At 68.8% G+C, this 24,293-nt stretch carries 36 protein-coding genes; 6 read left to right on the top strand and 30 right to left on the bottom strand.

Annotated features, from left to right (window positions below; genetic code table 11):
* Positions 1-5: 5 nt before the first annotated feature.
* On the top strand, positions 6-1,346 hold the full coding sequence (locus tag ABN611_RS17655) for a sulfatase-like hydrolase/transferase (protein WP_350280959.1): 1,341 nt from the start codon (positions 6-8) through the stop codon (positions 1,344-1,346).
* Positions 1,347-1,488: 142 nt separating this feature from the next.
* On the top strand, positions 1,489-1,962 hold the full coding sequence (locus tag ABN611_RS17650) for a DoxX family protein (RefSeq protein ID WP_350280958.1): 474 nt from the start codon (positions 1,489-1,491) through the stop codon (positions 1,960-1,962).
* A 35-nt stretch (positions 1,963-1,997) separates the two neighbouring features.
* Here the strand turns inward: ABN611_RS17650 and ABN611_RS17645 are convergent, their stop codons facing one another.
* Positions 1,998-2,453, bottom strand: coding sequence for a nuclear transport factor 2 family protein (locus ABN611_RS17645; RefSeq protein WP_350280957.1), 456 nt, complete (start codon positions 2,451-2,453; stop codon positions 1,998-2,000).
* Positions 2,454-2,573: 120 nt separating this feature from the next.
* Here ABN611_RS17645 and ABN611_RS17640 point away from each other — a divergent pair, with 120 nt between their 5' ends.
* Both ABN611_RS17640 and ABN611_RS17635 read left to right on the top strand, forming a co-directional pair.
* Complete coding sequence (locus ABN611_RS17640) at positions 2,574-3,122, top strand: helix-turn-helix domain-containing protein (RefSeq protein WP_350280956.1); 549 nt, start codon at positions 2,574-2,576, stop codon at positions 3,120-3,122.
* Positions 3,119-4,114 carry a hypothetical protein gene (locus ABN611_RS17635; protein WP_350280955.1) on the top strand — a complete coding sequence of 332 codons (996 nt, stop codon included), beginning with the start codon at positions 3,119-3,121 and terminating at the stop codon, positions 4,112-4,114. The genes ABN611_RS17640 and ABN611_RS17635 overlap by 4 nt, the downstream gene beginning before the upstream one ends.
* A 10-nt stretch (positions 4,115-4,124) precedes the next feature.
* Here ABN611_RS17635 and ABN611_RS17630 read toward each other — a convergent pair whose 3' ends face one another.
* A complete protein-coding gene (locus ABN611_RS17630) occupies positions 4,125-5,882 on the bottom strand; it encodes a hypothetical protein (RefSeq protein WP_350280954.1) in 1,758 nt (585 codons plus the stop codon).
* 37 nt (positions 5,883-5,919) lie between these two features.
* On the bottom strand, positions 5,920-7,602 hold the full coding sequence (locus ABN611_RS17625; RefSeq protein WP_350280953.1) for an ATP-binding cassette domain-containing protein: 1,683 nt from the start codon (positions 7,600-7,602) through the stop codon (positions 5,920-5,922).
* A gap of 105 nt (positions 7,603-7,707) precedes the next feature.
* On the opposite strand from ABN611_RS17625, the gene ABN611_RS17620 reads away from it, so the two are divergent.
* Positions 7,708-7,902 (top strand): hypothetical protein, encoded by a 195-nt coding sequence (locus ABN611_RS17620; protein WP_350280952.1) that lies wholly within the window; start codon positions 7,708-7,710, stop codon positions 7,900-7,902.
* Here ABN611_RS17620 and ABN611_RS17615 read toward each other — a convergent pair whose 3' ends face one another.
* The 12 genes from ABN611_RS17615 to ABN611_RS17560 all read right to left on the bottom strand — a co-directional run bounded on the left by ABN611_RS17615 (position 7,903) and on the right by ABN611_RS17560 (position 14,966).
* On the bottom strand, positions 7,903-8,649 hold the full coding sequence (locus ABN611_RS17615; protein WP_350280951.1) for a hypothetical protein: 747 nt from the start codon (positions 8,647-8,649) through the stop codon (positions 7,903-7,905).
* Positions 8,642-9,175 carry a SigE family RNA polymerase sigma factor gene (locus ABN611_RS17610; protein WP_350280950.1) on the bottom strand — a complete coding sequence of 178 codons (534 nt, stop codon included), beginning with the start codon at positions 9,173-9,175 and terminating at the stop codon, positions 8,642-8,644. Before ABN611_RS17610 ends, ABN611_RS17615 begins: the two co-directional genes overlap by 8 nt.
* A 16-nt stretch (positions 9,176-9,191) precedes the next feature.
* Entirely contained in the window at positions 9,192-9,803 is a 612-nt protein-coding gene (locus ABN611_RS17605) for a methyltransferase (RefSeq protein WP_350280949.1), read from the bottom strand.
* Complete coding sequence (gene truA / locus ABN611_RS17600; RefSeq protein WP_350280948.1) at positions 9,796-10,608, bottom strand: tRNA pseudouridine(38-40) synthase TruA; 813 nt, start codon at positions 10,606-10,608, stop codon at positions 9,796-9,798. Before truA ends, ABN611_RS17605 begins: the two co-directional genes overlap by 8 nt.
* A 61-nt stretch (positions 10,609-10,669) precedes the next feature.
* Positions 10,670-11,362: a 50S ribosomal protein L17 gene (rplQ, locus tag ABN611_RS17595; protein WP_350280947.1), complete on the bottom strand. Its 693-nt coding sequence runs from the start codon at positions 11,360-11,362 to the stop codon at positions 10,670-10,672.
* Between the two features lie 66 nt (positions 11,363-11,428).
* Entirely contained in the window at positions 11,429-12,454 is a 1,026-nt protein-coding gene (locus tag ABN611_RS17590) for a DNA-directed RNA polymerase subunit alpha (protein WP_130384620.1), read from the bottom strand.
* A 103-nt stretch (positions 12,455-12,557) separates the two neighbouring features.
* Positions 12,558-13,166 (bottom strand): 30S ribosomal protein S4, encoded by a 609-nt coding sequence (gene rpsD / locus ABN611_RS17585; RefSeq protein ID WP_350280946.1) that lies wholly within the window; start codon positions 13,164-13,166, stop codon positions 12,558-12,560.
* Between the two features lie 22 nt (positions 13,167-13,188).
* The gene (rpsK, locus tag ABN611_RS17580; RefSeq protein ID WP_131286332.1) at positions 13,189-13,596 is read right to left on the bottom strand and encodes a 30S ribosomal protein S11; all 408 of its coding nucleotides are present in this window, start codon (positions 13,594-13,596) and stop codon (positions 13,189-13,191) included.
* Positions 13,597-13,634: 38 nt separating this feature from the next.
* Complete coding sequence (rpsM, locus tag ABN611_RS17575) at positions 13,635-14,006, bottom strand: 30S ribosomal protein S13 (RefSeq protein WP_141854777.1); 372 nt, start codon at positions 14,004-14,006, stop codon at positions 13,635-13,637.
* A 175-nt stretch (positions 14,007-14,181) separates the two neighbouring features.
* Positions 14,182-14,295: a 50S ribosomal protein L36 gene (rpmJ, locus tag ABN611_RS17570; protein ID WP_008361054.1), complete on the bottom strand. Its 114-nt coding sequence runs from the start codon at positions 14,293-14,295 to the stop codon at positions 14,182-14,184.
* Between the two features lie 32 nt (positions 14,296-14,327).
* The gene (gene infA / locus ABN611_RS17565) at positions 14,328-14,549 is read right to left on the bottom strand and encodes a translation initiation factor IF-1 (protein WP_012923661.1); all 222 of its coding nucleotides are present in this window, start codon (positions 14,547-14,549) and stop codon (positions 14,328-14,330) included.
* A 93-nt stretch (positions 14,550-14,642) separates the two neighbouring features.
* Positions 14,643-14,966, bottom strand: a complete 324-nt coding sequence (locus ABN611_RS17560) for a helix-turn-helix domain-containing protein (RefSeq protein ID WP_350280945.1) — start codon at positions 14,964-14,966, stop codon at positions 14,643-14,645.
* A gap of 76 nt (positions 14,967-15,042) precedes the next feature.
* Here ABN611_RS17560 and ABN611_RS17555 point away from each other — a divergent pair, with 76 nt between their 5' ends.
* On the top strand, positions 15,043-15,909 hold the full coding sequence (locus ABN611_RS17555; RefSeq protein WP_350280944.1) for an NAD(P)-binding domain-containing protein: 867 nt from the start codon (positions 15,043-15,045) through the stop codon (positions 15,907-15,909).
* On the opposite strand, the gene ABN611_RS17550 is transcribed toward ABN611_RS17555, so the two are convergent.
* The 15 genes from ABN611_RS17550 to rplN form a co-directional block, all read right to left on the bottom strand.
* Entirely contained in the window at positions 15,890-16,690 is an 801-nt protein-coding gene (locus ABN611_RS17550; RefSeq protein ID WP_350280943.1) for a hypothetical protein, read from the bottom strand. The two genes, ABN611_RS17555 and ABN611_RS17550, sit on opposite strands and share 20 nt — an antisense overlap.
* Positions 16,691-16,701: 11 nt before the next feature.
* A complete protein-coding gene (locus tag ABN611_RS17545) occupies positions 16,702-17,151 on the bottom strand; it encodes a DUF1707 domain-containing protein (protein ID WP_350280942.1) in 450 nt (149 codons plus the stop codon).
* A gap of 56 nt (positions 17,152-17,207) precedes the next feature.
* A complete protein-coding gene (gene map / locus ABN611_RS17540) occupies positions 17,208-18,041 on the bottom strand; it encodes a type I methionyl aminopeptidase (protein WP_350280941.1) in 834 nt (277 codons plus the stop codon).
* A 6-nt stretch (positions 18,042-18,047) separates the two neighbouring features.
* A complete protein-coding gene (locus ABN611_RS17535) occupies positions 18,048-18,623 on the bottom strand; it encodes an adenylate kinase (protein WP_350280940.1) in 576 nt (191 codons plus the stop codon).
* Entirely contained in the window at positions 18,623-19,924 is a 1,302-nt protein-coding gene (gene secY / locus ABN611_RS17530) for a preprotein translocase subunit SecY (RefSeq protein ID WP_350280939.1), read from the bottom strand. Before secY ends, ABN611_RS17535 begins: the two co-directional genes overlap by 1 nt.
* A gap of 135 nt (positions 19,925-20,059) precedes the next feature.
* Positions 20,060-20,500 (bottom strand): 50S ribosomal protein L15, encoded by a 441-nt coding sequence (rplO, locus tag ABN611_RS17525; RefSeq protein ID WP_167205895.1) that lies wholly within the window; start codon positions 20,498-20,500, stop codon positions 20,060-20,062.
* Between the two features lies 1 nt (position 20,501).
* Positions 20,502-20,684, bottom strand: coding sequence for a 50S ribosomal protein L30 (rpmD, locus tag ABN611_RS17520; protein ID WP_141854791.1), 183 nt, complete (start codon positions 20,682-20,684; stop codon positions 20,502-20,504).
* Positions 20,684-21,283, bottom strand: coding sequence for a 30S ribosomal protein S5 (gene rpsE / locus ABN611_RS17515; RefSeq protein WP_350280938.1), 600 nt, complete (start codon positions 21,281-21,283; stop codon positions 20,684-20,686). Before rpsE ends, rpmD begins: the two co-directional genes overlap by 1 nt.
* 31 nt (positions 21,284-21,314) lie before the next feature.
* Entirely contained in the window at positions 21,315-21,698 is a 384-nt protein-coding gene (gene rplR / locus ABN611_RS17510) for a 50S ribosomal protein L18 (RefSeq protein ID WP_132318727.1), read from the bottom strand.
* A 2-nt stretch (positions 21,699-21,700) separates the two neighbouring features.
* Complete coding sequence (rplF, locus tag ABN611_RS17505) at positions 21,701-22,243, bottom strand: 50S ribosomal protein L6 (protein WP_350280937.1); 543 nt, start codon at positions 22,241-22,243, stop codon at positions 21,701-21,703.
* A gap of 27 nt (positions 22,244-22,270) precedes the next feature.
* On the bottom strand, positions 22,271-22,678 hold the full coding sequence (rpsH, locus tag ABN611_RS17500) for a 30S ribosomal protein S8 (protein ID WP_350280936.1): 408 nt from the start codon (positions 22,676-22,678) through the stop codon (positions 22,271-22,273).
* A 91-nt stretch (positions 22,679-22,769) separates the two neighbouring features.
* Positions 22,770-22,955, bottom strand: a complete 186-nt coding sequence (locus tag ABN611_RS17495) for a type Z 30S ribosomal protein S14 (protein ID WP_012923674.1) — start codon at positions 22,953-22,955, stop codon at positions 22,770-22,772.
* A 1-nt stretch (position 22,956) separates the two neighbouring features.
* Positions 22,957-23,529, bottom strand: coding sequence for a 50S ribosomal protein L5 (gene rplE / locus ABN611_RS17490; RefSeq protein ID WP_350280935.1), 573 nt, complete (start codon positions 23,527-23,529; stop codon positions 22,957-22,959).
* Entirely contained in the window at positions 23,529-23,918 is a 390-nt protein-coding gene (rplX, locus tag ABN611_RS17485) for a 50S ribosomal protein L24 (protein WP_350280934.1), read from the bottom strand. The genes rplE and rplX overlap by 1 nt, the downstream gene beginning before the upstream one ends.
* 1 nt (position 23,919) lies before the next feature.
* Positions 23,920-24,288 (bottom strand): 50S ribosomal protein L14, encoded by a 369-nt coding sequence (gene rplN / locus ABN611_RS17480; protein ID WP_012923677.1) that lies wholly within the window; start codon positions 24,286-24,288, stop codon positions 23,920-23,922.
* Between the last annotated feature and the right edge of the window lie 5 nt (positions 24,289-24,293).

The raw sequence follows: 24,293 nt of genomic DNA, 5'->3' as shown, positions 1-24,293 counted from the left end.
TCTTGATGCGCCCTAATGTCATCGTCTTCTTCACCGACCAGCAGCGCTGGGACTCCGTCGGCGCGGCCGGCTGCCCGCTCGGCCTGACCCCCAACCTGGACCTGATGGCCCGCCGCGGCACGTTCTTCGAGACCGCCTGCACCACCAATCCGGTCTGCGCGCCGGCCCGGGCGGCGATGCAGACCGGGATGTTTCCGACGAAGACCAGCGTTTTCCGCAACGGCATTCCGTTGCCGGCCGACGCGCCGACGCTGGGCAGGCTGTTCGGCGAGGCGGGGTACCAGACCGCCTACATCGGCAAGTGGCACCTTGGTACGCAGGACCCGGTGCCGGCCGCGGAACAGACCGGGTACGGGTACTGGCTGGCCTCCAACCTGCTCGAGTTCACCTCGGACGCCTACCGCACGGTGGTGTCCGACAGCGACGGGGAACCCGTTTTCCTCCCTGGCTACCGCCCGGACGCGCTGACCGACGCGGCGATCCGCTACGTCACCCGCGCATCGGCTGACGACCGTCCGTTCCTGCTGTTCCTGTCCTTGATCGAGCCGCACCACCAGAACGAGCACGACGACTACCCGGCACCGGAGGTGTACCGCGACACCTACACGGGCGCCTGGCTGCCACCTGACCTGGCAACGCTTCCCGGTACGGCGCACCAGCACGCCGCCGGGTACTACGGCCAGATCAAACGGGTCGACGAGTGCCTCGGCCGGCTCCGCGACGCGCTGGCGAGCCTCGACCTCACCGAGGACACCCTGCTGCTCTACACGTCCGACCACGGTTCCCACTTCAAGACCCGGAACAGCGAGTACAAGCGCTCACCGCACGACGGCTCGGTCCGGGTGCCGCTGGTGGTCGAAGGACCTGGGTACCGCGGCGGCGCCCGGGTCACGACGCCGGTCAGTACGGTCGACGTCGTACCGACCCTGTTGGACGCCGCCGGGATCGACCTGCCCGACCACCTCGACGGAGTACCCCTGCGGAAGTCCCGGCGCGACGCCGTGCTGATCCAGGTCAGCGAGTCGGAGGTAGGGCGCGCGTTGCGGACGCAGCGGTGGAAGTACTACGTGCACGCGCCGGAGGCCGGCGACGTACCGGCAGCCGAAGCCTATGTGGAGCGGGCGTTGTACGACCTCGACGCGGACCCGTACGAGCTGGACAACCTGATCGACAGCGTCAGCCACCAGGAGGTCGCCGCGGAGCTGCGGGCTCGGCTCGTGGACGAGATCGCCGCGGTCGAAGGGCAATCCGTGACGGTCGCACCGTACCCGGAGCTTCGTGATCGCGGGCGTTTTCCGGAAACCACGGTCCGCCGGCTGAAGCTGGACGGGCGCCGCCTCGAGTGACGGCGTACTCCCCCAGGCCTCAGGGTCTCCCTGAGTCGTACGGCGCTCGGCGTAGCGGTAGTGCCGCCGGGTGCCCGACGCGGTGGGGTGGTGATTTTCGGGAATCTGTTCGGGACATCGAATCGCGAACAGGGAGACCACCATGAACGCCTTGCTGGACAAGGGAAATCGCGCCGCCGACTGGCTCGGACGGCACAGTGTCGACATTCTGCGGGTCAGCCTCGGGCTGATCTTCACGGTGTTCGGCGTGCTCAAGTTCTTCCCCGGGGCCAGCCCGGCGGAGGCGCTGGTGATGCGGACCATCGACACGCTGACGCTGGGCGTCGTGCACGGACGCTCGGCCGTCGTGCTGACCGCCGTCCTGGAGTGCTTCATCGGGCTGACGCTGATCTCCGGCCGGCTGCTGCGGACCGGGCTGCTGGTGCTCGGCTTCTCGCTGGTCGGGATCATGTCGCCGCTGGTGCTGTTCTTCGGCGACCTGTTCCCGGGGACGCCGACGCTGGAAGCGCAGTACGTGCTGAAGGACGTTGTCCTCGCGGCCGCCGGTCTCGTGGTCGCGGCCAAGGCGCTGAGCGCGATGCCGGTGCGGATTGGAGACGGCCCCGGGCGGGCTTGATGCCTCGGTCCGGGGCCGTCCGGCGCCTCTGCCGACTACGACGCGGCAGGGGCGCCCACCGGTTCCGTCAGGTACGCGACGAGTTCGCCGACCTGGCCGCGGGCGCGGATCATCGCCAGGTGGTCGAAGTAGTCCCGCGACTCGACGATCAGGCCGTCGCGCACCCGCAGCACGAAGATCGCCGGGACCCGGAACGGCGCGCCGGTCGCCAGGATCGTCCCGGCGTGCTCGAACTCCGCGACGATCACCTCCGGGTCGGCCGTCCGGTGCACCCGGATGTTGTCCGGCTGGAAGCGCACCACCTCGGCGACCCGGGGGCCGACGCCGCCGAAGTGCTCGCGGAGCGCGTCCCGGCTCAGCAGCGGCCGGTCGCCGTACGGGTTCATCGGGTGCCGGACGTCGGTCTGCTCGGCGTACAACTGCGGGAGTACGGCGAGGTCGCGGTCGGCGACGCCATGGACGAGCTTCAGGAAGACCTCTTCAGGAGTCATCAGGTTCCTCACGGGATAAGCGGAGTGATGACTTCGAATATATGGAGTCACGACTTCGCTTACAACCGGGTCCCGGTTTCTCGCGTCTTCTAGGCTGAGGGGCGACGGAGGGGAGCTGGGGTGCGAGCGGACGCACGGGACAACCGGGCCAGGATCATGAGTGCCGCGGACGAGGTCTTCGGACGGTCGCCGGGCGCGTCCACCGACGACGTGGCGCGGCTGGCCGGGGTCGGGATCGCCACCGTTTTCCGGCATTTCCCGACCAAGACCGAGCTGCTCGAGGCGGTGCTGACGCTGCGCCTGGAGCGGATCCGGGACCGGGCGCTGGAGCTGGCCGGCAGCGACGACCCCGGCACGGCGTTCTTCGAGTTCTTCACGCAGGTGGTGTCGGAGTCCGCGTCGAAACTGGCGATCGCGGAGGCGCTGAGCGCCGCGGGCGCGGTGGCCGGCGAGGAGGCGCGGGAGGCGGGCCGCGGGATGCGGGAGGCGTTCGGCGGGCTGCTCAGCGCGGCGCAGACGGCCGGCGCGGTCCGGGCCGACGCGCAGTTCCCCGAGGTGTACGCGCTGCTGATCGGCGCGTCCCGGGGCGCGACCGCGGCCGAGCTCGACCCGGAGACCCGGGACCGGATGCTCGCGCTCGTCTTCGACGGCCTGAAAACGCTGTCGTGAAGTCGGAAAACGCTGTCGTAAAACGTTTTCTGCGCATCGCGGCCAGCGTTTTCCTGGTCTTGGTCCTCCCGATCGCGGCGCACGCCGTCTCGCTGCGCGTGCACTTCACCGGCGATCCGGCCGCCGAGGCGCGGACCCGGAACCAGGACGCGTTCTGGCTCGGCCACGCCTGGGTCGACGGCAGGAAAACGGCTGCCGACGTGACCGCGCTGGCCCGGAAACTGCAGGACACCGGCATCCGCGACCTCTACGTGCACACCGGCCCGCTGGAACACGACGGAACGTTGCCGCTGGCAAAGGTTTCGCCGAAGGCGCGGTGGTTCGTCGACGCGGTGCACGCCGCCGCTCCCGGCATCCGCGTGCAGGCCTGGCTCGGCGACGTCGTCCAGCCGGGTAAGGATCCCGGCATGGACCTGGACGATCCGGAGGTCCGCGAGCGGGTGGTCACGTCGGCGGCAGCCGTTCTGCAGCAGGGATTCGAAGGCATCCACTACGACTTCGAGCCCGTCCGCTCGGGTTCGAAGGGCTACCTGGCGATCCTGGACGAGACCCGCGCACTCGGTACGACGCTCTCGGTCGCCGCCGCGCAAATCGACACCCTCTGGTACCTGCACGCGATACCGGTCGACAAATGGTGGTCGCAGGACTACTTCCGCCAGGTCGCCGAACGCGTGCACCAGATCGCCGTGATGTCGTACGACACCGCGCTACCACTGGAGTCCTTGTACGGCGGGTACGTCGCCAAGCAGACGAGGCTGGCGCTGGAGGTCACTCCTCCGGGCACGGACCTCCTGATGGGTCTGCCGGCGTACTGGGAGAACAACCCCGCGCACTGGGGCGACGCCGAGACGGTGGCCGCAGCGGTCCGCGGCGCCCGCCTCGGCCTGGGCGACTCCCCCCGGCAGAACTTCGGCCTCGCCCTGTACGTCGACTTCGCCGCCACCGACGAGCACTGGACGGCGTACCGCGACGGCTGGTGCCTGGCGCCCTAGAACCGGCGCTCTAGAACAGGCTCCAGCGGGCCAGCACGAGGATCAGCACGCACACCACCAGCAGCGCCGCGTTCATCAGCAGGACCGGCGAGGGCCGACGACCGGCAGCCTGCTCCGGCAGCCCGGTACGTGAGCGGAGCCGGAGCGCCTCGAACACGGCGGCGACCTCAGGTAGCTGCTTCTCAGGGATTCCGCCGATGACGTGCCAGTCGTCTCCTGCCTGCAGGCTGACCGCGTCCTCCTCGACCTCGACCACATCCACGGACCGCCACGGCAGGCGCCGTTCCAGCCAACCGGTCCGGATCCACAGATAGGTCGCACTGGCGGTCACCCGGTACAGAGCGCGGCAACCGAGGAAGTGCACCAGCTGCACCCCGACCCCGGTCGCCACCACGGCCGCGAACCACTCACCCCACACCGCAAAGGTCCCGACCGCGATCGGCACAACCACGAGTACGGCGATCAACACCGGCATCGCCCACCGCGGCCGCGGCTGCAGCGGCACCTCCCAGGGCAGCGTCGGCACCACCCGGGCCGCCTCGACGGCCGGGGCTTCGTCCTCCACGGCGACCGGTGCGAAGTACTTGGGCAGTCCAACGACAGCCTCGGTCCGCCACGGGAGCCTGCGCGGTGCACGGAACGGCGCGAGCGGCCGCAGGACCTGGTGACCGACCATGACCGTCGGCCAACTGCCCTCAGTCAAGTCACCGACGAGCAAGGCGTCACGGCGGTACTCGAAAAGAGTTTCCTCCCACTCACGGCGGAGCTTGGCCGGCGCCTGGCCCGCCTGCTCCCCCAGCGCGTCCACGGCGTCGTACAGCCGCGCTTCCTTCTCCTCGTCGTCAGGTGCGGCATTCAGAAAGCCCAGCAGCACGAGGCCGTCCGCCGACCGGATCGCGAACGCGGAGGTCGCGTCCGGCTCGATCCGCACCGGCAGCGCCGGCCCTCTCCAGGCCCTGCGCGGACGGGCCCGGCGGAATCGCAGGTCCCGCAGCAGGAACAGCAGCGCGAGCAGCCAGGCGCCGATGGCGATCCCCAACCAGTGCGTGTTGTCCGCCGGCTCCGCACGTAGCCGCAGCCAGCTGGGGTCCTGCGGATCGACGCGGACCGGGATCTGCGCCCCGTCGGGGTAATCGTCCAGCGGGAAGAGGGTGTGCGTCCGGCCGTTCGGCAACTGCAGCACGAGGTCGCCGTCGTCGGTGTGGTTCTTCACGACGGCCGTCTGCTCGACGGAACGCCGTACGTGCTCGGCCTCGCGCTGGTCCTGGCGGTTCATGAAGGCGAAGGCCGCAACCCCGAACAGCACCAGGACCCCGGCGACGATCAGCCGGCTGGTGACGCCGATCCGCGCGGCCGGCGGCACGTGGACGTGCTGCCGCGGTGCGCTCGAGGTGATGGAACGCTGGCTGGCCCGGCTGCTGAGCGTCCACAACAGCAGGCCGGCGCAGGCGACGCCGTACACGGCCCAGGCGATCCGCGCCGAGGTGACGTCGTCGAACAGGATCTCCCCGGTTGCGAACGCCACACCGGCAGCCGCCGAGACGAGCGGCTGCCACCACAGCAGGACCACGGATGCGAGCAGCAGGCTGATCACCAACATGGTCACCGGGTCCGGACCGCACACCGTGGGATCCTCCGGCGAGCACCGCCCGGGGCCGGGCACCAGCGACACCACAACCGCGGCGAGCCAGAGTACGGGCAGCAGCCAGCGGTAGAGCCAGCTGGGCACCACAGTGCGTGCCCAGCGGGCTGCGAGCTCGCCTGTCATCGGAGTCCCCCCTCCACGGTGTGGGAGAACTCTAAGCTCAGCGGGCCCGGTCTACGCGCCCTTCGTCCCACACTGGCTCGGTGGGTTCGTAGACCGTGCCGTCGGCGCCGAAGACCAGGTAGCGGTCGAAGCCGCGCGCGAACCAGCGGTCGTGGGTCACCGCGAGCACCGTGCCGTCGAAGGAGTCCAGCCCCTCCTCCAGCGCCTCCGCCGACTCGACGTCCAGGTTGTCGGTGGGCTCGTCGAGCAGCAGCAGCGTCGCACCGGACAGCTCCAGCAGCAGGATCTGGAACCGCGCCTGCTGGCCGCCGGACAGGCTGTCGAAGGTCTGCTCGGCCGCATGGTCCAGCTCGTACCGGTCCAGCTTCCGCGACGCCAGCTCGCGCCCCATGCCCTCCCGGTGGTCGTCTCCGCGGTGCAGGATCTCCAGCAACGTCCGCCCGACCAGCTCCGGGTGCTCATGCGTCTGCGCGAACCAACCGGGCCGCACCCGCGCACCGAGCTTCGCCTTGCCGGTGTGCGCCACCGGACTGATCTGTACGTCGCCGACGGGCTGGTGCTCCACGTCCGGATCCGAACCGCCGTTGGCGAGCAGCCGCAGGAAGTGCGACTTGCCGGATCCGTTCGACCCAAGCACCGCCACACGTTCGCCGTACCAGACCTCGAGATCGAAGGGCTTCATCAGACCCGTCAGCTCGAGCTCCGTGCACACCACGGCCCGCTTGCCCGTACGGCCGCCGGTGAGCCGCATGCTCACCTTCTGCTCGCGCGGCAGGGCCTGCGGCGGACCTGCCTCCTCGAACTTGCGCAGCCGCGTCTGCGCGGCCCGGTACCGCGACGCCATGTCGGAGTTGTACGCCGCCTTCTGCTTGTACATCAGCATCTGTGCGCGCAGCTTGGCGTGCTCCTCGTCCCAGCGCTTGCGCAGCTCCTCGAAGCGTTCGAAGCGGTGGCGCCTGGCCTCGTGGTACGTCGAGAACCCGCCGCCGTGCGTCCACGCGGTGTTGCCGGCCGCGCCGAGCTCGACGGTGACGATCCGGGTAGCGGTGTTGGCCAGCAGCTCCCGGTCGTGGCTGATGTACAGCACCGTCTTGTCAGAGCTCCGCAGCTGCTCCTCGAGCCAGCGCTTCCCCGGTACGTCGAGGTAGTTGTCCGGCTCGTCCAGCATCAGCACCTGGTCCGGGCCGCGCAGCAGGGCTTCCAGCACCAGGCGCTTCTGCTCGCCGCCGGACAGGGTCTTCACCTCACGCCAGCGGCAGCGGTCGAACGGGATGCCCAGTGCGGCCGTCGTACACACGTCCCAGAGGACCTCGGCGTCGTACCCACCGACCTCGCCCCAGTCCGCGACCGCCTGGGCGTACTTCAGCTGGGTCTTCTCGTCGTCGGCCTCCATCATCGCCAGCTCGGCCTTGTCCAGCTTGGCGGCGGCCTGCTGGATCGCCTCGGGCGCGACGCCGAGCAGCAGGTCCCGCACGGTCGACTCGTCCCGCACGGACCCGACGAACTGCCGCATCACACCCAGCCCACCGGAGCGCGAGATGCTCCCGCTGTGCGGTTTCAGGTCGCCGGCGATGATCCTGGTCAACGTGGTCTTCCCCGACCCGTTCGCCCCGACCAGCGCGACCTTCGCGCCGTCCCCGACCCGGAACGTGATGTCGTCCAGCAACACCCGCCCGTCCGGCAACTCGTATCCCACCCCGGCGACATCCACGTGACCCATTCCCCCAGTCTGACGGCCGGGCCCGCCGGCGGGCGAACCGTTATCGTGAGATCGACCCCCCGAGGAGGAATGATCGGTGGGGTCTTGCGGTGAGGAAAGGTGCGGATGGAAGGTCAGCAGTCCGGCGACGGCGTGCAGCGGCCGGCGCCGATGAGCGACGAGGAGAAGGCCGACCTCCGGCGCTTTCTCGGGTCGCACACCGCCGCCGACCGGCCCGGCGTGCCGGTGCAGGGCGAGAAGCCGGACAACGTACGGCGCCTGGACGCGAAACGGGAGCGCACGCAGAAAGAGGTCGACTGACTACCAGTCGCCCAGGGCGTTCAGGTAGGTGCCGGAGGGCGGGCGGACGTCGCCCTTCATGAACAGCTTCAGCGGCGCCGAGTACAGGCCGTACGTATGGGTGCCGGTGAAGAAGCCGGCGTCCGCGCAGCCGTCGTACACGACCCAGATCTCCCGCGTTCCGGCCGCGGTGGCGAACCGCAGCACGATCGCCTCCGACGGCTTCGCGGTCTGCGGCGCGCACTTGAACACCGGCAGGTCCGGGTTCCGCTCCGGGAGCACCTTGACGGCGTCCACCACCTGCCGCGCCACCGCGGCGTCGAAGTCCTGCTGGCCGAGCAGACCGCCCTGGGTCAGGCTGTAGCGGCATGCCCAGAGGCCGGACACCGGGGAGTTGAGGTCGAGCCCGGCGGTCGGCTGCAGCGAAGCGGCCTGCTGGATCGGATGCGTGGGCGGGCAGCCGGTGTCCTGCGCCTTCGCCACTCCTTCGCTCTTCCGTTCCGGCTCGCCCGCACCCGCCGAGGAGGCGGAGTCGCTCTGGCTGGTGGCCACCGGCGAGTCACCGCCCACGACGCCCCACACGCCGCCGACGGCCGCAACCGCGAGTACCGCAGCAGCCGCCGCGGACCACGCCTGGCGGCGGCGGTGCACCCGGCGGCGCGCCTCCCGCGCCAGCCCGGACTTCTGCGGACCTGTCAGCCCGGCGTGATCCTGCAGCGCCGAGGTGATCTTGGGGCCGAGCTCCTGCTCAGGGTCGTGCTCAGGCATCCTCGGCTCCTTCCCGGTCCTCTTGGTGGCTCAGCGTGGTCTTGAGCGCGGCCAGCGCGCGGTGGACGTGCGATCGTGCGGTCGCCTCCGCACAGTGCAGCAGCTTGCCGATCTCGGCGTACGACATGTCCTCGTAGAACCGCAGTACGACGGCTGCTCGCTGCTTGTCGGGCAGTGTCGCGCAGAGCGCCCAGATGGCCTCCGCCTCGGCGCGGTCCGCCGCACCGTCCGGAACCGCGCGGGCGGTCCGCACCGGGTCCTCGACCGGCGCCTCCCGCCGCCGGAACCGCCGCCACCAGGAGATGTGGGCGTTCACCACCATCCGCTTCACGTACGCCTCGGGGTCGTCGGCGCGGCTCACCCGTCCCCACCGGGCACAGGCCGTCGTCAGCGCGTCCTGGACGGCGTCCTCGGCCAGGTTCGAGTCACCCGTCAGGACATAGGCGAACCGCAGCAGAGCGTCTGCCTTCTCGGTGACCCACACCTCGAAGTCCAGCGGCTCCACCCGCACCTCCGCTGCCGCCAAGGCTGCCTCCATACCCTCAGGACGGCGCCGGACCCGCGTTCGTTGCACGCAGTACCCGGAAACCCTTGGCGCTGCCGACCCGGCTGCAGGGGTAGCCCTGCTCGGTCAGCCAGCGCTGCAGGGAGTCGCCGCCCAGGTTCTTGCCGACGACGAACCATCCCACGCCGCCGGGGGCAAGCCGGCCCAGCCAGCGCAGCAGCATCTTGTGCAGCTCGGGCTTGCCGATGTGGATGGCCGGGTTCGACCAGATCTGGTCGAAGCGCACCTCCTCGGGTACGTCGTCCGGCAGCACGGCACGGACGCGGTCCGCGACCCCCGCCGCCTTGGCGTTCTCAGCGGTGAGCTCGAGCGCCCGGGTGTTCACGTCGACCGCCCACACCACAGCGTCCGTCTCCGCCGCCAGCGCGCAGGCGATCGGCCCGTAGCCGCAGCCCAGGTCCAGGAACGTACCGGTGCCGCTAGGCGGGTCGACCTCCCGCAGCAGGACCGACGTACCGATGTCCAGCCGGTCCCGCGAGAACACCCCGGTGGCCGTGGTGAACGTGTAGTCCCGCCCCCAGATCCGGGCCTCGACGGTACGGCGTACGTCCGCGGAGCCGGGTTCCGCCGAGAAGTAGTGGTCAGCCACGCTGGTGCACCTCTCCCCTGACCTGGCGGGCCTGCAACGCCCGCGCGGCCAGCTCGTCGTCCGCCGGGTAGCGCACTTCCTCCAGTGTGAGCCCGTGCGCCGGCAACACCGACACTGCCGAGTCCCGCACCTTCCCGGCCAGTACTGCGGCCGGCCACTCGACGTCCCGGCGTCCATCGCCGACCGGGATCATCGAACCCACCAGCGCGCGCACCATCGAGTGGCAGAAGGCGTCCGCGATCACGGTGCCCTCCAACTGCCCTGCACTGGTCCGCTGCCAGGAGAACTCCAGTAGCGCGCGGACCGTGCTGGCGCCTTCCCGCTTCTTGCAGAACGCCGCGAAGTCGTGCTCCCCGAGCAGCCCGGCCGCAGCAGCGTTCATAAGCTCCACATCCAGCGGCCGCCCCACCCGCAGGACATGTCCTCGCGTGAGCGGGTCCCAGCCCGCAGGGTCGTCGCACAGCCGGTACACGTACCGCCGGGCCAGGGCGGAGAACCGGGCGTCAAAGCCCTCAGGAGCCGCCGTGACGGCCGTGACAGCCACATCCTCGGGCAGGACGCCGTTCAGCCCTCTGAGCAGCCGTAGCGGGTCCACAGCGCCGTCCACGTCCACATGAGTGACCTGGCCGCGGGCGTGCACTCCCGTGTCCGTCCGGCCCGCACATGTCACCGTCAGCGGCTCCGGTAGCCGCAGTACGACGCGGAGCGCTTCTTCCAGGGCGCCCTGCACGGTACGGAGACCCTCCTGACGGGCCCACCCGTGGAAGGCCGCTCCGTCGTACCTCAGGTCAATCCGCCAGCGCACACGGCAATCTAACGCAACAGGGCCCCCTCACCGTGCGGTGAGGGGGCCCTGAAGGGACTGCTTACTTGTCGTCGTCGTCCGACTCGCCGGCCTTGGCGAAGCCGGCGGCCTCGGCGTCCTCGGCGGTCTTGAACCAGACCTCGGCGACGGTCTGCTCGTACCACGGCGACTCGGTCGTGTGGTACTTCATCGAGTTCTCGTTGCCCTTGACGGTGTAGCCCTCGGGCGCGGAGCCGTCGGCGTTCGGGGCGGCGGAGTTCTCGAACTTGCCGGCCACGACGTCCTGGACCTTCTCGTCCTGCACGTCCTCGACCTTGGTCTCCGCGGCCTTCGGCTGCTCGGCAGCCTTCTTCGCCGGGGCCTTCTTCGCGGTCTTCTTCGCCTTCGGCGAGTCCGACAGCGCCTCGACCAGCTCGATCTTCACCATCGGGGCGTTGTCGCCCTTGCGCGGGCCGAGCTTGGTGATCCGGGTGTAGCCACCCGGACGGTCGGCGTACCGCTCGCCGATCTCGGTGAAGAGCACGTGCACGACGCTCTTGTCCTTGATCCGCTTCATCACCTGGCGGCGCGAGTTCAGGTCACCACGCTTCGCCTTGGTGATCATCTGCTCCGCCAGCGGCTGCAGGCGCTTGGCCTTGGCCGCGGTGGTGGTGATGGCGCCGTGCTCGAACAGCGACGTCGCGAGGTTGCTGAGGATCAGCTTCTCGTGCGCCGGGCTGCCGCCCAGCCGGGCACCCTTGGTGGGGGTAGGCATCTCGTAACTCCAGAAATCTCAGGCTCGTCGAGCCGTGGGGATCGGCCCGACGGGCCTTCGGTCAGCTCAGTACTGCTCGGTCTCGGCGAAGCTCTCGTCCTCGTCGTCCGCCTCGTTGCCGTAGGCACCGGACGCGGCGCGGAGGTCGAACCCGGGCGGGGAGTCCTTCAGCGACAGGCCCATCTCGGCCAGCTTCAGCTTGACCTCGTCGATGGACTTGGAGCCGAAGTTCCGGATGTCCAGCAGGTCCTGCTCGCTGCGCGAGATCAGCTCACCCACGGTGTGGATGCCCTCGCGCTTCAGGCAGTTGTACGACCGGACGGTCAGCTGCAGGTCCTCGACCGGCAGCGCCAGGTCGGCGGCCATCTGCTCGTCCACCGGCGACGGGCCGATGTCGATGCCCTCGGCCTCGACGTTCAGCTCGCGGGCCAGGCCGAACAGCTCGACCAGCGTCTTACCGGCCGACGCGACGGCGTCGCGGGGCAGCATCGACGGCTTGGTCTCGACGTCGACCACCAGGCGGTCGAAGTCGGTGCGCTGCTCGACACGGGTGGCCTCGACCTTGTAGGTCACCTTGAGCACCGGCGAGTAGATCGAGTCGACCGGCATCCGGCCGATCTCCGCGTCCGCGGACTTGTTCTGGACGGCGGACACGTAGCCGCGGCCCCGCTCGACGACCAGCTCCATCTCGAGCCGGCCCTTCTCGTTCAGGGTGGCGATCTTCAGGTCCGGGTTGTGCACCTCGACACCGGCCGGCGGCGCGATGTCGGCGGCGGTGACGTCACCGGGGCCCTGCTTGCGCAGGTACATGGTGACCGGCTCGTCGTGCTCGGAGGAGACGACCAGGTCCTTCAGGTTCAGGATCAGCTGGGTGGCGTCTTCCTTCACCCCGGCAACGGTGGAGAACTCGTGCAGGACACCGTCGATCTTGATGCTGGTGACGGCCGCGCCCGGGATGGACGACAGCAGGGTCCGGCGGATCGAGTTCCCGAGGGTGTAGCCGAAGCCCGGCTCCAGCGGCTCGATCACGAACCGCGAGCGGTACTCGTCGACGACCTCTTCGGTCAGGGTGGGGCGTTGTGCGATCAGCACTTCTGGTTCCTTCTTTCGTCGCGACGACCACTATTTGAGGTCGCGAGTGGTGAAGAACGCACCGGACCGGCCGGCGGTCCGAGGACCACCGGCCGGTACGCGGTCAGTTCTTCGAGTAGAGCTCGACGATCAGGTGCTCGGCGACCTGGGTGTCGATCTGCTGCCGGGTCGGCAGCTGGTGGACGAGGATCCGCAGACGCTCCGGCATCACCTCGAGCCACGCCGGGACGACGCGCTCGCTGTGCGTCTCCCGGGCGATGATGAACGGCGTCGTCTCGGCCGACTTCTGCTTGACATCGATGATGTCGTGCGCGGCCACCCGGTACGACGGGATGTTCACCTTGACGCCGTTCACGGTGAAGTGACCGTGCACGACGAGCTGACGGGCCTGCCGGCGGGTCCGGGCCAGGCCGGCGCGGTACACCACGTTGTCCAGCCGGGACTCCAGGATCTGCAGCAGGTTGTCACCGGTCTTGCCGGAGCGCCGCGAGGCCTCCTCGTAGTACCGGCGGAACTGCTTCTCGAGAACGCCGTACGAGTACCGCGCCTTCTGCTTCTCGCGCAGCTGGAGCAGGTACTCGCTCTCCTTCGGGCGGCCGCGGCCGTGCATACCCGGCGGGTACGGACGACGCTCGAACGCCTTGTCGCCACCGACGAGGTCCACCCCGAGACGGCGCGACTTCTTGGTCATGGGTCCGGTGTAACGGGCCATTTCTAACTCGCTCCTCTCTGGGTCAGACCCGGCGCCGCTTCGGCGGGCGGCAACCGTTGTGGGCGACAGGGGTGACGTCCTGGATGGTGCCGACCTCGAGGCCGACGGCACCCAGCGAACGGATCGCGGTCTCCCGGCCGGAGCCGGGACCCTTGACGAACACGTCGATCTTGCGCATGCCGTGCTCCATCGCCCGGCGCCCGGCGGCCTCGGCGGCCATCTGCGCGGCGAACGGGGTCGACTTGCGCGAACCCTTGAAACCGACGGTGCCCGCGGAGGCCCACGAGATGACCGCGCCGGTCGGGTCGGTGATCGTCACGATCGTGTTGTTGAACGTGCTCTTGATGTGCGCGTGGCCGGCGGCCACGTTCTTCTTCTCCTTGCGGCGCACCTTCTTCGCGCCGGCCGCGGTGCGGCTCTTGGGAGGCATAGGTCAGTTGCTCCTGGGGTGGTCGACAGTCATCCGGGTCACTTCTTCTTCTTGCCGGCGATCGCCTTGCGGCGGCCCTTGCGGCTACGGGCGTTCGTCCGGGTGCGCTGACCGCGCACCGGCAGCCCGCTGCGGTGCCGGCGACCCTGGTACGACCCGATCTCGATCTTGCGGCGGATGTCCGCGGTCACCTCGCGACGGAGGTCACCCTCGATCTTGTAGTTGCCTTCGATCCAGTCCCGGAGCTTGACCAGCTCGTCGTCGCCCAGCTCGTGGACGCGCTTGTCCGGGGAGACCCCGGTGTTCTTCAGCGTTTCCTGGGCGCGCGTGCGGCCCACACCGAAGATGTACGTGAGGGCGACCTCGATGCGCTTGTCGCGCGGCAGGTCGACTCCTACGAGGCGTGCCATGTGGCGGTGTTCCTTTCGTCAGCAGAGGTGTGGTGGCGCGCCGCGTCCTTGCCCGCCTCGGTGAACTGCTTCACCGGCAAGGCCCCGGCCTCTGTTCCGGGGGCGACATCCAGGTGGCCTGGATGAGCATGCGCGCTGTGTGGTGCGAAAGTGCCGTGCTGCTCGAGTGGCTGTGTCAGCCCTGCCGCTGCTTGTGCCGCGGGTTCTCGCAGATCACCATGACCCGGCCGTGCCGGCGGATCACCTTGCACTTGTCGCAGATCTTCTTGACGCTCGGGTTGACCTTCATCGAGCTACTTTCTTCGACAGGTGTTGGTGGTGTTACTTGTACCGATAGACGATGCGACCCCGGGTGAGGTCGTACGGCGACAGCTCCACGACGACCCGGTCCTCGGGGAGGATCCGGATGTAGTGCTGCCTCATCTTGCCGCTGATGTGCGCGAGCACCTTGTGCCCGTTGGACAGCTCAACACGGAACATCGCGTTCGGCAGGGCCTCGACGATGGTGCCCTCGAGTTCGATGACTCCCTCTTTTTTGGGCATGTCCTCGCACTTCTGTAGACGTGACTGGCTATGGCTACAAAGAGCCAAGGAAAAAGTGTACGGCACGCGGGCGATTGAGCCCAATTGAGTCCCTCAGCGGGTAACCTCCAGCTCCGCCATGTGATCCATGCCCCAGTTGTCGAGCGGGATCAGCGCCACGATGAGTGACCGGCCGAGCTCGGTCAGTGAGTACTCGACCTTCGGCGGCACCTGGTGGAAGACCTCGCGGTGCACGACCTCCCGCGCCTCCAGCTCGCGCAACTGCTGGATCAGCATCTTCTCGGTGACGCCGGAGATCTCCCGGTGCAGCTGCCCGAACCGCAGCGGCCCGTGGTGCAGCGCCCACAGGATGCGGGGCTTCCACTTGCCGCCGATCACGTCGGCGGCGGCGTCCAGGCCACAGGTGTACGGGCGCATACTTACCTTTCGGTCAGTACCTGACTATTTAGTGGGTACTTGTCCATCTTAAAGCTTCACCGCCAGGGTTGAGGGCATGAAGACACCAGTCACCGTCCTCGGTCTCGGCGCGATGGGGACCGCCCTCGCCCGGACCTTCCTGGCCGCCGGCCACCCGACCACCGTCTGGAACCGGACCCCCGGCCGCTCCCCCGAACTCGACACCCTCGGCGCGGACCGCGCCGCCACCGCGGCCGAGGCGATCGCCGCGAGCCCGCTCGTCGTCGTCTGCCTGCTCGTCGACGACACCGTCCGCAGCACCCTCGACGGGCTCGACCTGGCCGGCAAGACGGTCGTCAACCTCACCAACAGCACGCCCGATCAGGCCCGCGCGACCGCGGAGCGGGTGACGGCGGCCGGAGCGCAGTACCTCGACGGCGGCATCATGGCGGTGCCCGCGATGATCGGCGGCCCGGCCGCGTTCATCTTCTACAGCGGCGTCGAGGAGGCGTTCGAGAAGCACAGCGGCGACCTGTCCGTGCTCGCGAAGCCGGCGTACGTCGGTGCGGACGCGGGCCTGGCCGCGCTGTACGACATCGCCTTGCTCAGCGGGATGTACGGGATGTTCGGCGGCGCGCAGCACGCGCTCGCACTGATCAGCACCGAGCAGGTGCCGGCGACCTCGTTTACGGAGCAGTTCCTTGTCCCATGGCTGACGGCAATGCTGACAAGCCTCCCCAGCATGGCCAGGGAGCTCGACAACGGGCCTGCCGACACAGCCGGTTCGAATCTCGCGATGCAGGCAGCTGCCTACGACAATCTCGTCACGACAGCGCAGGCGCAGGGCGTCGATCCGAGGCTCTTGGCCCCGATGGGCGAACTGCTGCGTGAGGCTGTCGCCGCAGGCCATGGTGACCGGGACCTGTCGGGGCTCGTCGATCTGCTCAAGACTCCTGCCGGCTAGCGGCCCACTGTTCGCCGGCGCGCCACACCTGCTCGGGCATCAGGTCGAGCAGGTCGCAGGCCGCGTCCAGCTGGGCGAGGGCGGTGGTGGCGTCACGGTACGCCGGAAGGATCGCGACGAACCGCCGCCCCTCGCAGCTGAACCCGAACGGCGGTACGTCGGCCAGCGCCTCGACGGCCCGCGGATGCAGTACGGCGACCGCGTGGTCCTCGCGGCCGTTGAACAAGCAGTAGCGCCCCGGCAGACCGTCGATCGTCAGGCTGATCGGCAGCAGGCTCGCGGCCGCGACCGGCGCCAGCGACGCGGGCAGCACCTGCAGCGGCGGCAACGGCCGATCCACCTGCAGGTCCAGGAAGTCGAAGCCGAGCTCGCGGCGCCCCACCTTGTGCAGGAACCGCCCGGTGCAGAACTCCCGGCCGCGATGCCGTCCGGACGTCACGTCGACGACCTCGGCCTCCGGGTCGGCGTCGAACGGTGGGAAGGGCCAACGATCCAGGAGCTCCGCCCCGGAGGCCCGGATCCGCCAGCCGAGCTGCTCCGCCGCCGCGGCCCACGCACGCCGCCGGCGGCTGTCCCGGATCCGCAGTACGACCGTGAAACCGATCAGCACCGCGAACCAGCACATCACCACCCACCCGACCCACCGCGGCTCCAGCACCAGCCCGCCGACCGCCAGCGGTACGGCGACCGCGAACCAGATCACGTAGACGATCGCCGCCCCCTGGTGCAGCTGCCACGCCCAGTCCGGCCGCAGGCGCGGGCCGGCCACGCGGCGGCTCACCGAGGGCGCTGTCAACTGCGCTTTCCGAGGCTGCCGAGGGCGATGATCGCCCACGGGATCAGGAGCCACACCGGCCAGAAGTGCGGCCAGTGACCGCCGTTGCCGAGCCCGATCACGAACCAGATCGCGACGTTGATCGCCACCACACCGGTGAACCCGCCGAGCGCACCGCCGCGGCCCTGCTGCGGCTGGTTGGCCTTCTTCCGCTCCGGGAAGCTGCCCGGCTCCGGCGCGGGCTTGGTGTCCTTGACCACCTGGGGCGTCTGGTACGTCCGCAGCGGTGGCAGGTCACGCACCAGCGGCTCGAGCTCGCCGTACGTCTGTACGGCGTAGAGCTGGTCCAGGCGGGACGTGAACTCGGGTTGATCCAGCCGGCCGTCCGCGAACGCGTCCCGCAGCCGCCCGGCGATCTTGTCCCGGTCGGCTTCGGTGAACCGCTGGTGCGGCTGGTACTGAGGCATGTCTCAAGTGTGCCTCAGCCCCCGGTCTCTCCGCGTCCCCCGACGGGTGGACCCCGTCAGTCCGCCAGGGCGCCGAACTTGACGCCGAGCTCGGCGAGCTTCGCCTCGCCGCCGTCGATCGCGGTCAGCACCCACGGCCCTTGCGGAGTGAGCGTGAACGTGTGCTCGGTGTGCGCGGCCGAGCGGCCGTCGTCGGTGACGACCGTCCAGTCGTCCTCGAGCGTGTGGTTGTCCTGCTTGCCGAGCGTGAGCATCGGCTCGACAGCCAGTGCCATCCCCTCGACCAGCTTCGGGCCGCGGCCGGGACGGCCGAAGTTCGGCACGTTCGGCGGCTGGTGCATGGCCGAGCCGATCCCGTGCCCGACGAAGTCCTCGACGATCCCGTACGACGAGTGCGCGCGGACGTGCGCCTCGATCGCCGCCGAGATGTCCGACAGCCGGCCGCCGAGCCGCGCCGCGGCGAACCCGCGCCACATCGACTCCTCGCAGACCCGCGCCAGGTCGAGCAGCTCGTCGTCGACGGCCTCCGGGCCGCCGACCGGGACCGTGATCGCGGCGTCGCCGTGCCAGCCGTCGACGATCGCGCCGCAGTCGATCGAGATCAGGTCGCCGTCGGCGAGCACCCGCTCGCCCGGGATGCCGTGCACGATCTCGTCGTTCACCGACGCGCAGATCGAGCCGGTGAACCCGTGGTACCCCTTGAACGACGGCGTCGCGCCCGAGGACCGGATGTGGTCCTCGGCGATCGCGTCCAGCTCGCCGGTGGTGATCCCGGCCCGGACCGCACCGCGGAGCAGCTCCAGCGTGCGGCCGACCACCAGGCCGGCCTTGCGCATCGCCAGAATCTGCTCGCGGGTCTTGATCTCGATCCCGCGGTCCCTAAACATCACGGTACATCACTGACCGGTGACGGTCTTCAGTGCGGCCAGCACCCGCTCGCTGACCTCGTCGATCTCGCCGACGCCGTCCACCTCGACCAGCAGGCCGCGCTGCGCGTAGACCCGCAGCAGCGGCTTGGTCTCGGCGACGTACACGTCCTGCCGGTGCCGGATGACCTCCTCGGAGTCGTCCGAGCGGCCCTCGGACTGCGCCCGCTTGAGCATCCGGCCGACCAGTACATCGGTGTCGGCGACCAGCGCCACCACCGCGTCCAGCTTGTGGCCGTGGTCGGCGAGGATCTCGTCCAGCGTGCCGACCTGGGCCAGGGTCCGCGGGTACCCGTCGAGCAGGAAGCCGTCGCCGGCGTCCGCCTCGGACAGGCGGTCCCGCACCATCGCGTTCGTGACCTCGTCCGGGACGTAGTCGCCGGCGTCCATGTAGCGCTTGGCCTCGAGCCCGAGCGGCGTCTCGTCCTTGACGTTCGCGCGGAAGATGTCACCGGTGGACACGGCCGGGATATTCAGGCGTTCCGCAAGCACCTTTGCCTGCGTGCCCTTGCCCGCCCCGGGCGGACCCATCAGCAACATTCTCATCAGCGCAAGAACCCTTCGTAGTTACGCTGCTGCAGCTGACTCTCGATCTGCTTCACCGTGTCGAGTCCGACACCGACCATGATCAGGATCGACGTACCACCGAACGGGAAGTTCTGGTTCGCGTTCAGCAGGACGAGAGCGATCAGCGGGATCATCGAGATCACCGCGAGGTAGATCGCGCCCGGCAGCGTGATGCGGTCCAACACGTACTTCAGGTATTCCTCGGTCGGCCGCCCCGCCCGGATGCCCGGGATGAAGCCGCCGTACTTCTTCATGTTGTCCGCGACCTCCTTCGGGTTGAAGGTGATCGAGACGTAGAAGTACGTGAAGAAGATGATCAGGGCGACGTACGTCACCATGTAGATCGGGTGGTCGCCCTTGACCAGGTGCGCCTGGATCCAGTTGGACCAGCTCTTGCCTTGCTGGAACTGACTGACCAGGACGGGGAGATACATCAGGCTGGACGCGAAGATCACCGGGATCACTCCGGCCTGGTTGACCTTCAGCGGGATGTACGTCGAGGTGCCGCCGAACATCTTCCGGCCGACCATGCGCTTCGCGTACTGCACCGGGATCCGGCGCTGCGCCTGCTCGATGAAGATGACCGCGGCCATGATGACCAGGCCGATCGCGATCACCACGATGAACGTGGTCAGACCCTTCTGCTTGCGGATGCTCCACAGCTGGGTCGGGAAGGTCGCGACGATCTGGGTGAAGATCAGGATCGACATGCCGTTGCCGACGCCGCGGTCGGTGATCAGCTCACCGAGCCACATGACCACACCGGTACCGGCGGTCATGGTCAGCACCATCACGGTGACGGTGAACCAGTCGTCCTTGTACAGCAGCGGCTCGTTGCAGCCCTGGAACAGCCGGCCCGGGGTCCGGGCGAGCGCCACGAACGCGGTCGACTGCAGGATCGCCAGGCCGACGGTCAGGAACCGGGTGTACTGCGTGATCTTCGCCTGTCCCGCCTGACCTTCCTTCTTCAGCGACTCCAGCCGCGGGATCACCACGGTGAGCAGCTGCAGGATGATGCTGGCGGTGATGTACGGCATGATGCCGAGCGCGAAGATCGCGAGCTGCAGCAGTGCCCCACCGGAGAACAGGTTGATCAGGTTGTAGAGGTTGGCGTTCTGGCCACCCTGGGTGATCTTGATACACGTGTCCAGGGACTGGACGTTCACCCCGGGGGCCGGCACCACGGAGCCGATCCGGAAGATCACGACGATGAAGAGCACGAACAAGATCTTCCGGCGCAGGTCCGGAGTCTTGAACGCGTTGGCGAAGGCGCCTAACACCCTGTCCTCCCACAAGTTTCCCTTGCCGCGGGCACGGCAGGGGCCTAGCTAAGCCGCTGGGCAAGAGACGAACCAGGGCCCGTCCGACCGGCGCAGGATATCAAGCACCGGCCGTTACGAGCCCTGGACCTCGTGTCACACCTCGGTCGTGGTCCCCCCGGCCGCCTGGATCTTGTCCGTGGCGGACTTGGAGAACTTGTGCGCCGAGACCTGCAGTGCCACGGTCAGCTCGCCGTCACCCAGCACCTTCACCGGCTGACCGCGACGGACCGCGCCCTTGGCGACCAGGTCGGCCACGCCGACCTCGCCACCTTCGGGGAACAGTTGTCCGAGCTTGTCCAGGTTAACGACCTGGAACTCCACCCGGTTCCTGCTCTTGAAGCCCTTCAGCTTCGGGAGCCGCATGTGCAGCGGCATCTGGCCACCCTCGAAGTACTCGGGGATGTTGTTACGCGCCTTGCTGCCCTTGGTACCGCGGCCGGCGGTCTTGCCCTTGCTGCCCTCACCACGACCCACGCGGGTCTTGGCGGTCTTGGCACCGGGCGCCGGACGCAGGTGGTGAACCTTGAGCGCCATGTCAGTCGACCTCCTCGACGGTGATGAGGTGGCGAACCGCACGGACCATGCCGCGGACCTCGGGCTTGTCCTCGTGGACGGCGCTGTCGCCGATCCGCTTGACGCCCAGGGTGCGCAGCGTGTCCCGCTGGTTCTGCTTGCCACCGATACCGGAACGGACCTGGGTCACCTTCAGGCGGGCCATCAGGAAGCCACCTCCGCCCGCGCCTTCAGCAGCGCTGCCGGGGCGACGTCCTCGACCGGCAGGCCACGGCGCGCGGCCACGGCCTCCGGGGTCTCCAGGTTCCGCAGCGCCTCGACCGTGGCGTGCACCACGTTGATCGCGTTCGCCGAACCCAGCGACTTGCTCAGCACGTCGTGGATCCCGGCGCACTCCAGTACGGCGCGCGCCGAGCCGCCCGCGATCACACCGGTACCGGGCGCGGCCGGGCGCAGCAGCACCACGCCGGCGGCCTTCTCGCCCTGGACCGGGTGCGGGATGGTGCCCTGGATGCGCGGCACCTTGAAGAACGCCTTCTTGGCCTCCTCGACACCCTTGGCGATCGCCGCGGGCACCTCCTTGGCCTTGCCGTAACCCACACCGACGGTGCCTTCACCGTCGCCGACGACCACGAGGGCGGTGAAGCTGAAGCGACGACCACCCTTCACGACCTTGGCGACCCGGTTGATGGCTACCACGCGCTCGATGTAGGCGGTCTTGTCCGCCTGCTGACCGCGACCCCCGTCGCGACCACGGCGCTCACCACCGGCGCCGCCTCCGCGACGCTGCTGGCCTCCGCTCATGTTCGAACTACCTTCTTCCCTTGATCGCCTGTCAGAAGCCGAGCCCGCCCTCGCGGGCGGCGTCGGCCAGGGCCGCGATACGGCCGTGGTACTTGTTCCCGGCCCGGTCGAAGACGACCGAGTCGATGCCGGCGGCCTTGGCCCGGTCGGCGATCAGGCCGCCGACGGTCTTGGCCTTGTCGGTCTTGTTCGCCTCCGCGCCGCGCAGGTCGGCCTCCATGGTGGAGGCGGAGACCAGCGTCTTGCCGGCCACGTCGTCGATGACCTGGACGAACAGGTGCTTCGACGACTTGGTGACCACCAGCCGCGGCCGGTCGGCCGTGCCGTTGATCTTCTTCCGGACCCGGATCTGGCGACGCAGCCGGGAGGCCGTCTTCTTGGCGGAGTGCTTGTGCGGACGCAGTCCGATCGCCATGGTTACTTACCAGCCTTTCCGACCTTGCGGCGCACCTGCTCGCCGGCGTACCGCACGCCCTTGCCCTTGTACGGCTCGGGCTTGCGCAGCTTGCGGATGTTCGCGGCGACCTCGCCGACCGACTGCTTGTCGATGCCGAGCACCGAGAACTTGGTCGGCGTCTCGACGTTGAACGTGATGCCGTCGGGCGCGTCCACCGTGATCGTGTGGCTGTAACCGAGCGAGAACTCCAGCTGGGCCGGGCCCTTGGAGATGACGCGGTAACCGACGCCGACGATCTCGAGCTTCTTCTCGTAGCCGTCCGTGACCCCGGTGACCAGGTTGGCGATCAGGGTGCGGGACAGGCCGTGCAGTTCCTTGCTCTTGCGCTGGTCGTCCGGACGGGTGACGGCGATCGCGCCGTCCTCGTCGCGGGCCACCGCGATGGGCTCGGCCACCACGTGCGAGAGCTGACCCTTCGGACCCTTCACGGTGACCGTCTGGCCGTCGATCGTGACGTCGACGCCGGACGGGACCGAGACCGGGAGCTTACCGATGCGAGACATTTCTGTGGTCCTCCTTCCGGTTCTTCGTCACCAGACGTAGGCGAGGACTTCCCCGCCGACGCCCTTGTTCTTGGCCTGCTTGTCGGTCAGCAGTCCCTGGGACGTCGAGATGATCGCGACGCCCAGGCCACCGAGGACCTTGGGCAGGTTGGTCGACTTCGCGTAGACCCGCAGGCCCGGCTTCGAGATCCGGCGGACGCCCGCGATGGAGCGCTCCCGGCTCGGGCCGAACTTGAGGTCGACGATCAGGGTCTTGCCGACGGCCCCCTCCTTGGGGTCCTCGACCTTGTAGGAGGCGATGTAGCCCTCCTGCTGGAGGATGTCGGCGATGCCCTGCTTGATCTTGCTGTACGGCATCGAGGTCGACTCGTGGTACGCCTGGTTGGCGTTCCGCAGACGCGTCAACATGTCTGCGATCGGGTCGGTCATCGTCATGGCCTGGGGCCTCTTTCCCGCCGTGGTTTCGCCGTTCGGCGACCTACGGTGACTAGATGGTGAATGGGGAGAAGTTCGGGGGTGGAGACGGTCACCAGCTGGACTTGGTCACACCGGGCAGCTCGCCCCGGTGCGCCATCTCCCGCAGGCAGATCCGGCAGAGGCCGAACTTGCGGAAGACCGCCTTCGGCCGGCCGCAGCGCTGGCAACGGGTGTAGCCGCGCACCGCGAACTTCGGCTTCCGGGCCTGCTTGACCTTGAGTGCTGTCTTCGCCACGTCAGTTCTCCTTGAACGGGAAGCCGAGCGCCCGCAGCAGGGCCCGACCCTCGTCGTCGTTCTTCGCGGTGGTCACCACGGTGATGTCCATGCCCCGGACGCGGTCGATCCGGTCCTGGTTGATCTCGTGGAACATCACCTGCTCGGTCAGACCGAAGGTGTAGTTCCCGGTGCCGTCGAACTGCTTGGCGGACAGGCCGCGGAAGTCGCGGATCCGGGGCAGCGCGAGCGCCAGCAGCCGGTCCAGGAACTCCCACATCCGGTCGCCGCGCAGCGTCACGTGGGCGCCGATCGGCATCCCCTCGCGCAGCTTGAACTGCGCGATCGACTTGCGGGCCTTGGTGACCTGCGGCTTCTGGCCGGTGATCGCGGCCAGGTCCTTGACGGCGCCCTCGATCAGCTTCGAGTCGCGGGCCGCCTCGCCGACGCCCATGTTCACCACGATCTTGGTGAGCCCGGGCACCTGCATGACGTTCTCGAACTGGAACTGCTCCTGCAGCTTGCCGACGATCTCCTCGCGGTACTTCGTCTTCAGCCGCGGCTGGACCTTGTTCTCGGTTACTGCGGTGGTCATCAGATCTCCTCGCCGGTACGCCGTGCGACCCGGACGCTCCGGTAACCGGTGTACGTCGAACCGTCGGGCCGGCGCTTCTGCACCTCGACGCGGTTGTAGCCGACGCGGGTGGTCACCTTCTGCTTCTTGCCGTCCTTCTCGACCTCGACCAGAAGCGCCACGTTCGAGACGTGGATCGGGGCTTCCTGGGTGACGATGCCGCCGGTGGTGCCGCCGCGCTGGGCCTGCTGCACCTTGGTGTGCTTCTTCACCCGGTTGACGCCCTCGACGATGACCTTCTCGTCGTTCGGGAAGACCTGGATGATCTTGCCCTCGAGGCCCTTCGAGCGACCCGAGATCACGCGGACCTGGTCACCCTTCTTCACGTGCAGCTTCTTCTGCTGAGCCATCTCAGAGCACCTCCGGCGCGAGCGAGATGATCTTCATGAAGCGCTTCTCACGCAGCTCCCGGCCGACCGGCCCGAAGATACGGGTGCCGCGCGGCTCGCCGTCGGCCTTGAGGATCACCGCGGCGTTCTCGTCGAAGCGGATGTAGGAGCCGTCCGGACGCCGGCGCTCCTTCACGGTCCGCACGACGACCGCCTTGACGACGTCACCCTTCTTCACACCACCGCCGGGGATCGCGTCCTTGACGGTGGCGACGATCGTGTCCCCGACACCGGCGTAGCGCCGACCGGAGCCACCGAGAACGCGGATGCAAAGGATCTCCTTCGCGCCCGTGTTGTCGGCGACCTTCAGTCGCGACTCCTGCTGGATCATCTGTT

It is taken from the genome of Kribbella sp. HUAS MG21 (assembly GCF_040254265.1).
Lineage (GTDB): Bacteria > Actinomycetota > Actinomycetes > Propionibacteriales > Kribbellaceae > Kribbella.
The sequence above is the reverse complement of the archived record's forward strand: the minus strand, read 5'-3'. Positions and strand labels throughout refer to the sequence as shown.

What these genes read in the sequence shown, in the direction of transcription:
- rplF (WP_350280937.1), bottom strand. Translation starts at nt 22,243, where the DNA reads ATGTCTCGCATCGGTAAGCTCCCGGTCTCGGTCCCGTCCGGCGTCGAC.
- rpsE (WP_350280938.1), bottom strand. Translation starts at nt 21,283, where the DNA reads ATGAGCGGAGGCCAGCAGCGTCGCGGAGGCGGCGCCGGTGGTGAGCGC.
- rplX (WP_350280934.1), bottom strand. Translation starts at nt 23,918, where the DNA reads ATGGCTCAGCAGAAGAAGCTGCACGTGAAGAAGGGTGACCAGGTCCGC.
- rplO (WP_167205895.1), bottom strand. Translation starts at nt 20,500, where the DNA reads ATGGCGCTCAAGGTTCACCACCTGCGTCCGGCGCCCGGTGCCAAGACC.
- rplR (WP_132318727.1), bottom strand. Translation starts at nt 21,698, where the DNA reads ATGGCGATCGGACTGCGTCCGCACAAGCACTCCGCCAAGAAGACGGCC.
- ABN611_RS17650 (WP_350280958.1), top strand. Translation starts at nt 1,489, where the DNA reads ATGAACGCCTTGCTGGACAAGGGAAATCGCGCCGCCGACTGGCTCGGA.
- rplE (WP_350280935.1), bottom strand. Translation starts at nt 23,529, where the DNA reads ATGACCACCGCAGTAACCGAGAACAAGGTCCAGCCGCGGCTGAAGACG.
- infA (WP_012923661.1), bottom strand. Translation starts at nt 14,549, where the DNA reads ATGCCCAAAAAAGAGGGAGTCATCGAACTCGAGGGCACCATCGTCGAG.
- ABN611_RS17535 (WP_350280940.1), bottom strand. Translation starts at nt 18,623, where the DNA reads ATGAGAATGTTGCTGATGGGTCCGCCCGGGGCGGGCAAGGGCACGCAG.
- rpsM (WP_141854777.1), bottom strand. Translation starts at nt 14,006, where the DNA reads ATGGCACGCCTCGTAGGAGTCGACCTGCCGCGCGACAAGCGCATCGAG.
- ABN611_RS17555 (WP_350280944.1), top strand. Translation starts at nt 15,043, where the DNA reads ATGAAGACACCAGTCACCGTCCTCGGTCTCGGCGCGATGGGGACCGCC.
- ABN611_RS17560 (WP_350280945.1), bottom strand. Translation starts at nt 14,966, where the DNA reads ATGCGCCCGTACACCTGTGGCCTGGACGCCGCCGCCGACGTGATCGGC.
- rplQ (WP_350280947.1), bottom strand. Translation starts at nt 11,362, where the DNA reads ATGCCTACCCCCACCAAGGGTGCCCGGCTGGGCGGCAGCCCGGCGCAC.
- rpsH (WP_350280936.1), bottom strand. Translation starts at nt 22,678, where the DNA reads ATGACGATGACCGACCCGATCGCAGACATGTTGACGCGTCTGCGGAAC.
- rpsD (WP_350280946.1), bottom strand. Translation starts at nt 13,166, where the DNA reads ATGGCCCGTTACACCGGACCCATGACCAAGAAGTCGCGCCGTCTCGGG.
- ABN611_RS17630 (WP_350280954.1), bottom strand. Translation starts at nt 5,882, where the DNA reads ATGACAGGCGAGCTCGCAGCCCGCTGGGCACGCACTGTGGTGCCCAGC.
- ABN611_RS17645 (WP_350280957.1), bottom strand. Translation starts at nt 2,453, where the DNA reads ATGACTCCTGAAGAGGTCTTCCTGAAGCTCGTCCATGGCGTCGCCGAC.
- ABN611_RS17545 (WP_350280942.1), bottom strand. Translation starts at nt 17,151, where the DNA reads ATGCCTCAGTACCAGCCGCACCAGCGGTTCACCGAAGCCGACCGGGAC.
- ABN611_RS17615 (WP_350280951.1), bottom strand. Translation starts at nt 8,649, where the DNA reads ATGCCTGAGCACGACCCTGAGCAGGAGCTCGGCCCCAAGATCACCTCG.
- rpsK (WP_131286332.1), bottom strand. Translation starts at nt 13,596, where the DNA reads ATGCCTCCCAAGAGCCGCACCGCGGCCGGCGCGAAGAAGGTGCGCCGC.
- ABN611_RS17655 (WP_350280959.1), top strand. Translation starts at nt 6, where the DNA reads ATGCGCCCTAATGTCATCGTCTTCTTCACCGACCAGCAGCGCTGGGAC.
- ABN611_RS17625 (WP_350280953.1), bottom strand. Translation starts at nt 7,602, where the DNA reads ATGGGTCACGTGGATGTCGCCGGGGTGGGATACGAGTTGCCGGACGGG.
- rpmD (WP_141854791.1), bottom strand. Translation starts at nt 20,684, where the DNA reads ATGGCCCGCCTGAAGGTGACCCAGGTCCGTTCCGGTATCGGTGGCAAG.
- ABN611_RS17620 (WP_350280952.1), top strand. Translation starts at nt 7,708, where the DNA reads ATGGAAGGTCAGCAGTCCGGCGACGGCGTGCAGCGGCCGGCGCCGATG.
- rpmJ (WP_008361054.1), bottom strand. Translation starts at nt 14,295, where the DNA reads ATGAAGGTCAACCCGAGCGTCAAGAAGATCTGCGACAAGTGCAAGGTG.
- rplN (WP_012923677.1), bottom strand. Translation starts at nt 24,288, where the DNA reads ATGATCCAGCAGGAGTCGCGACTGAAGGTCGCCGACAACACGGGCGCG.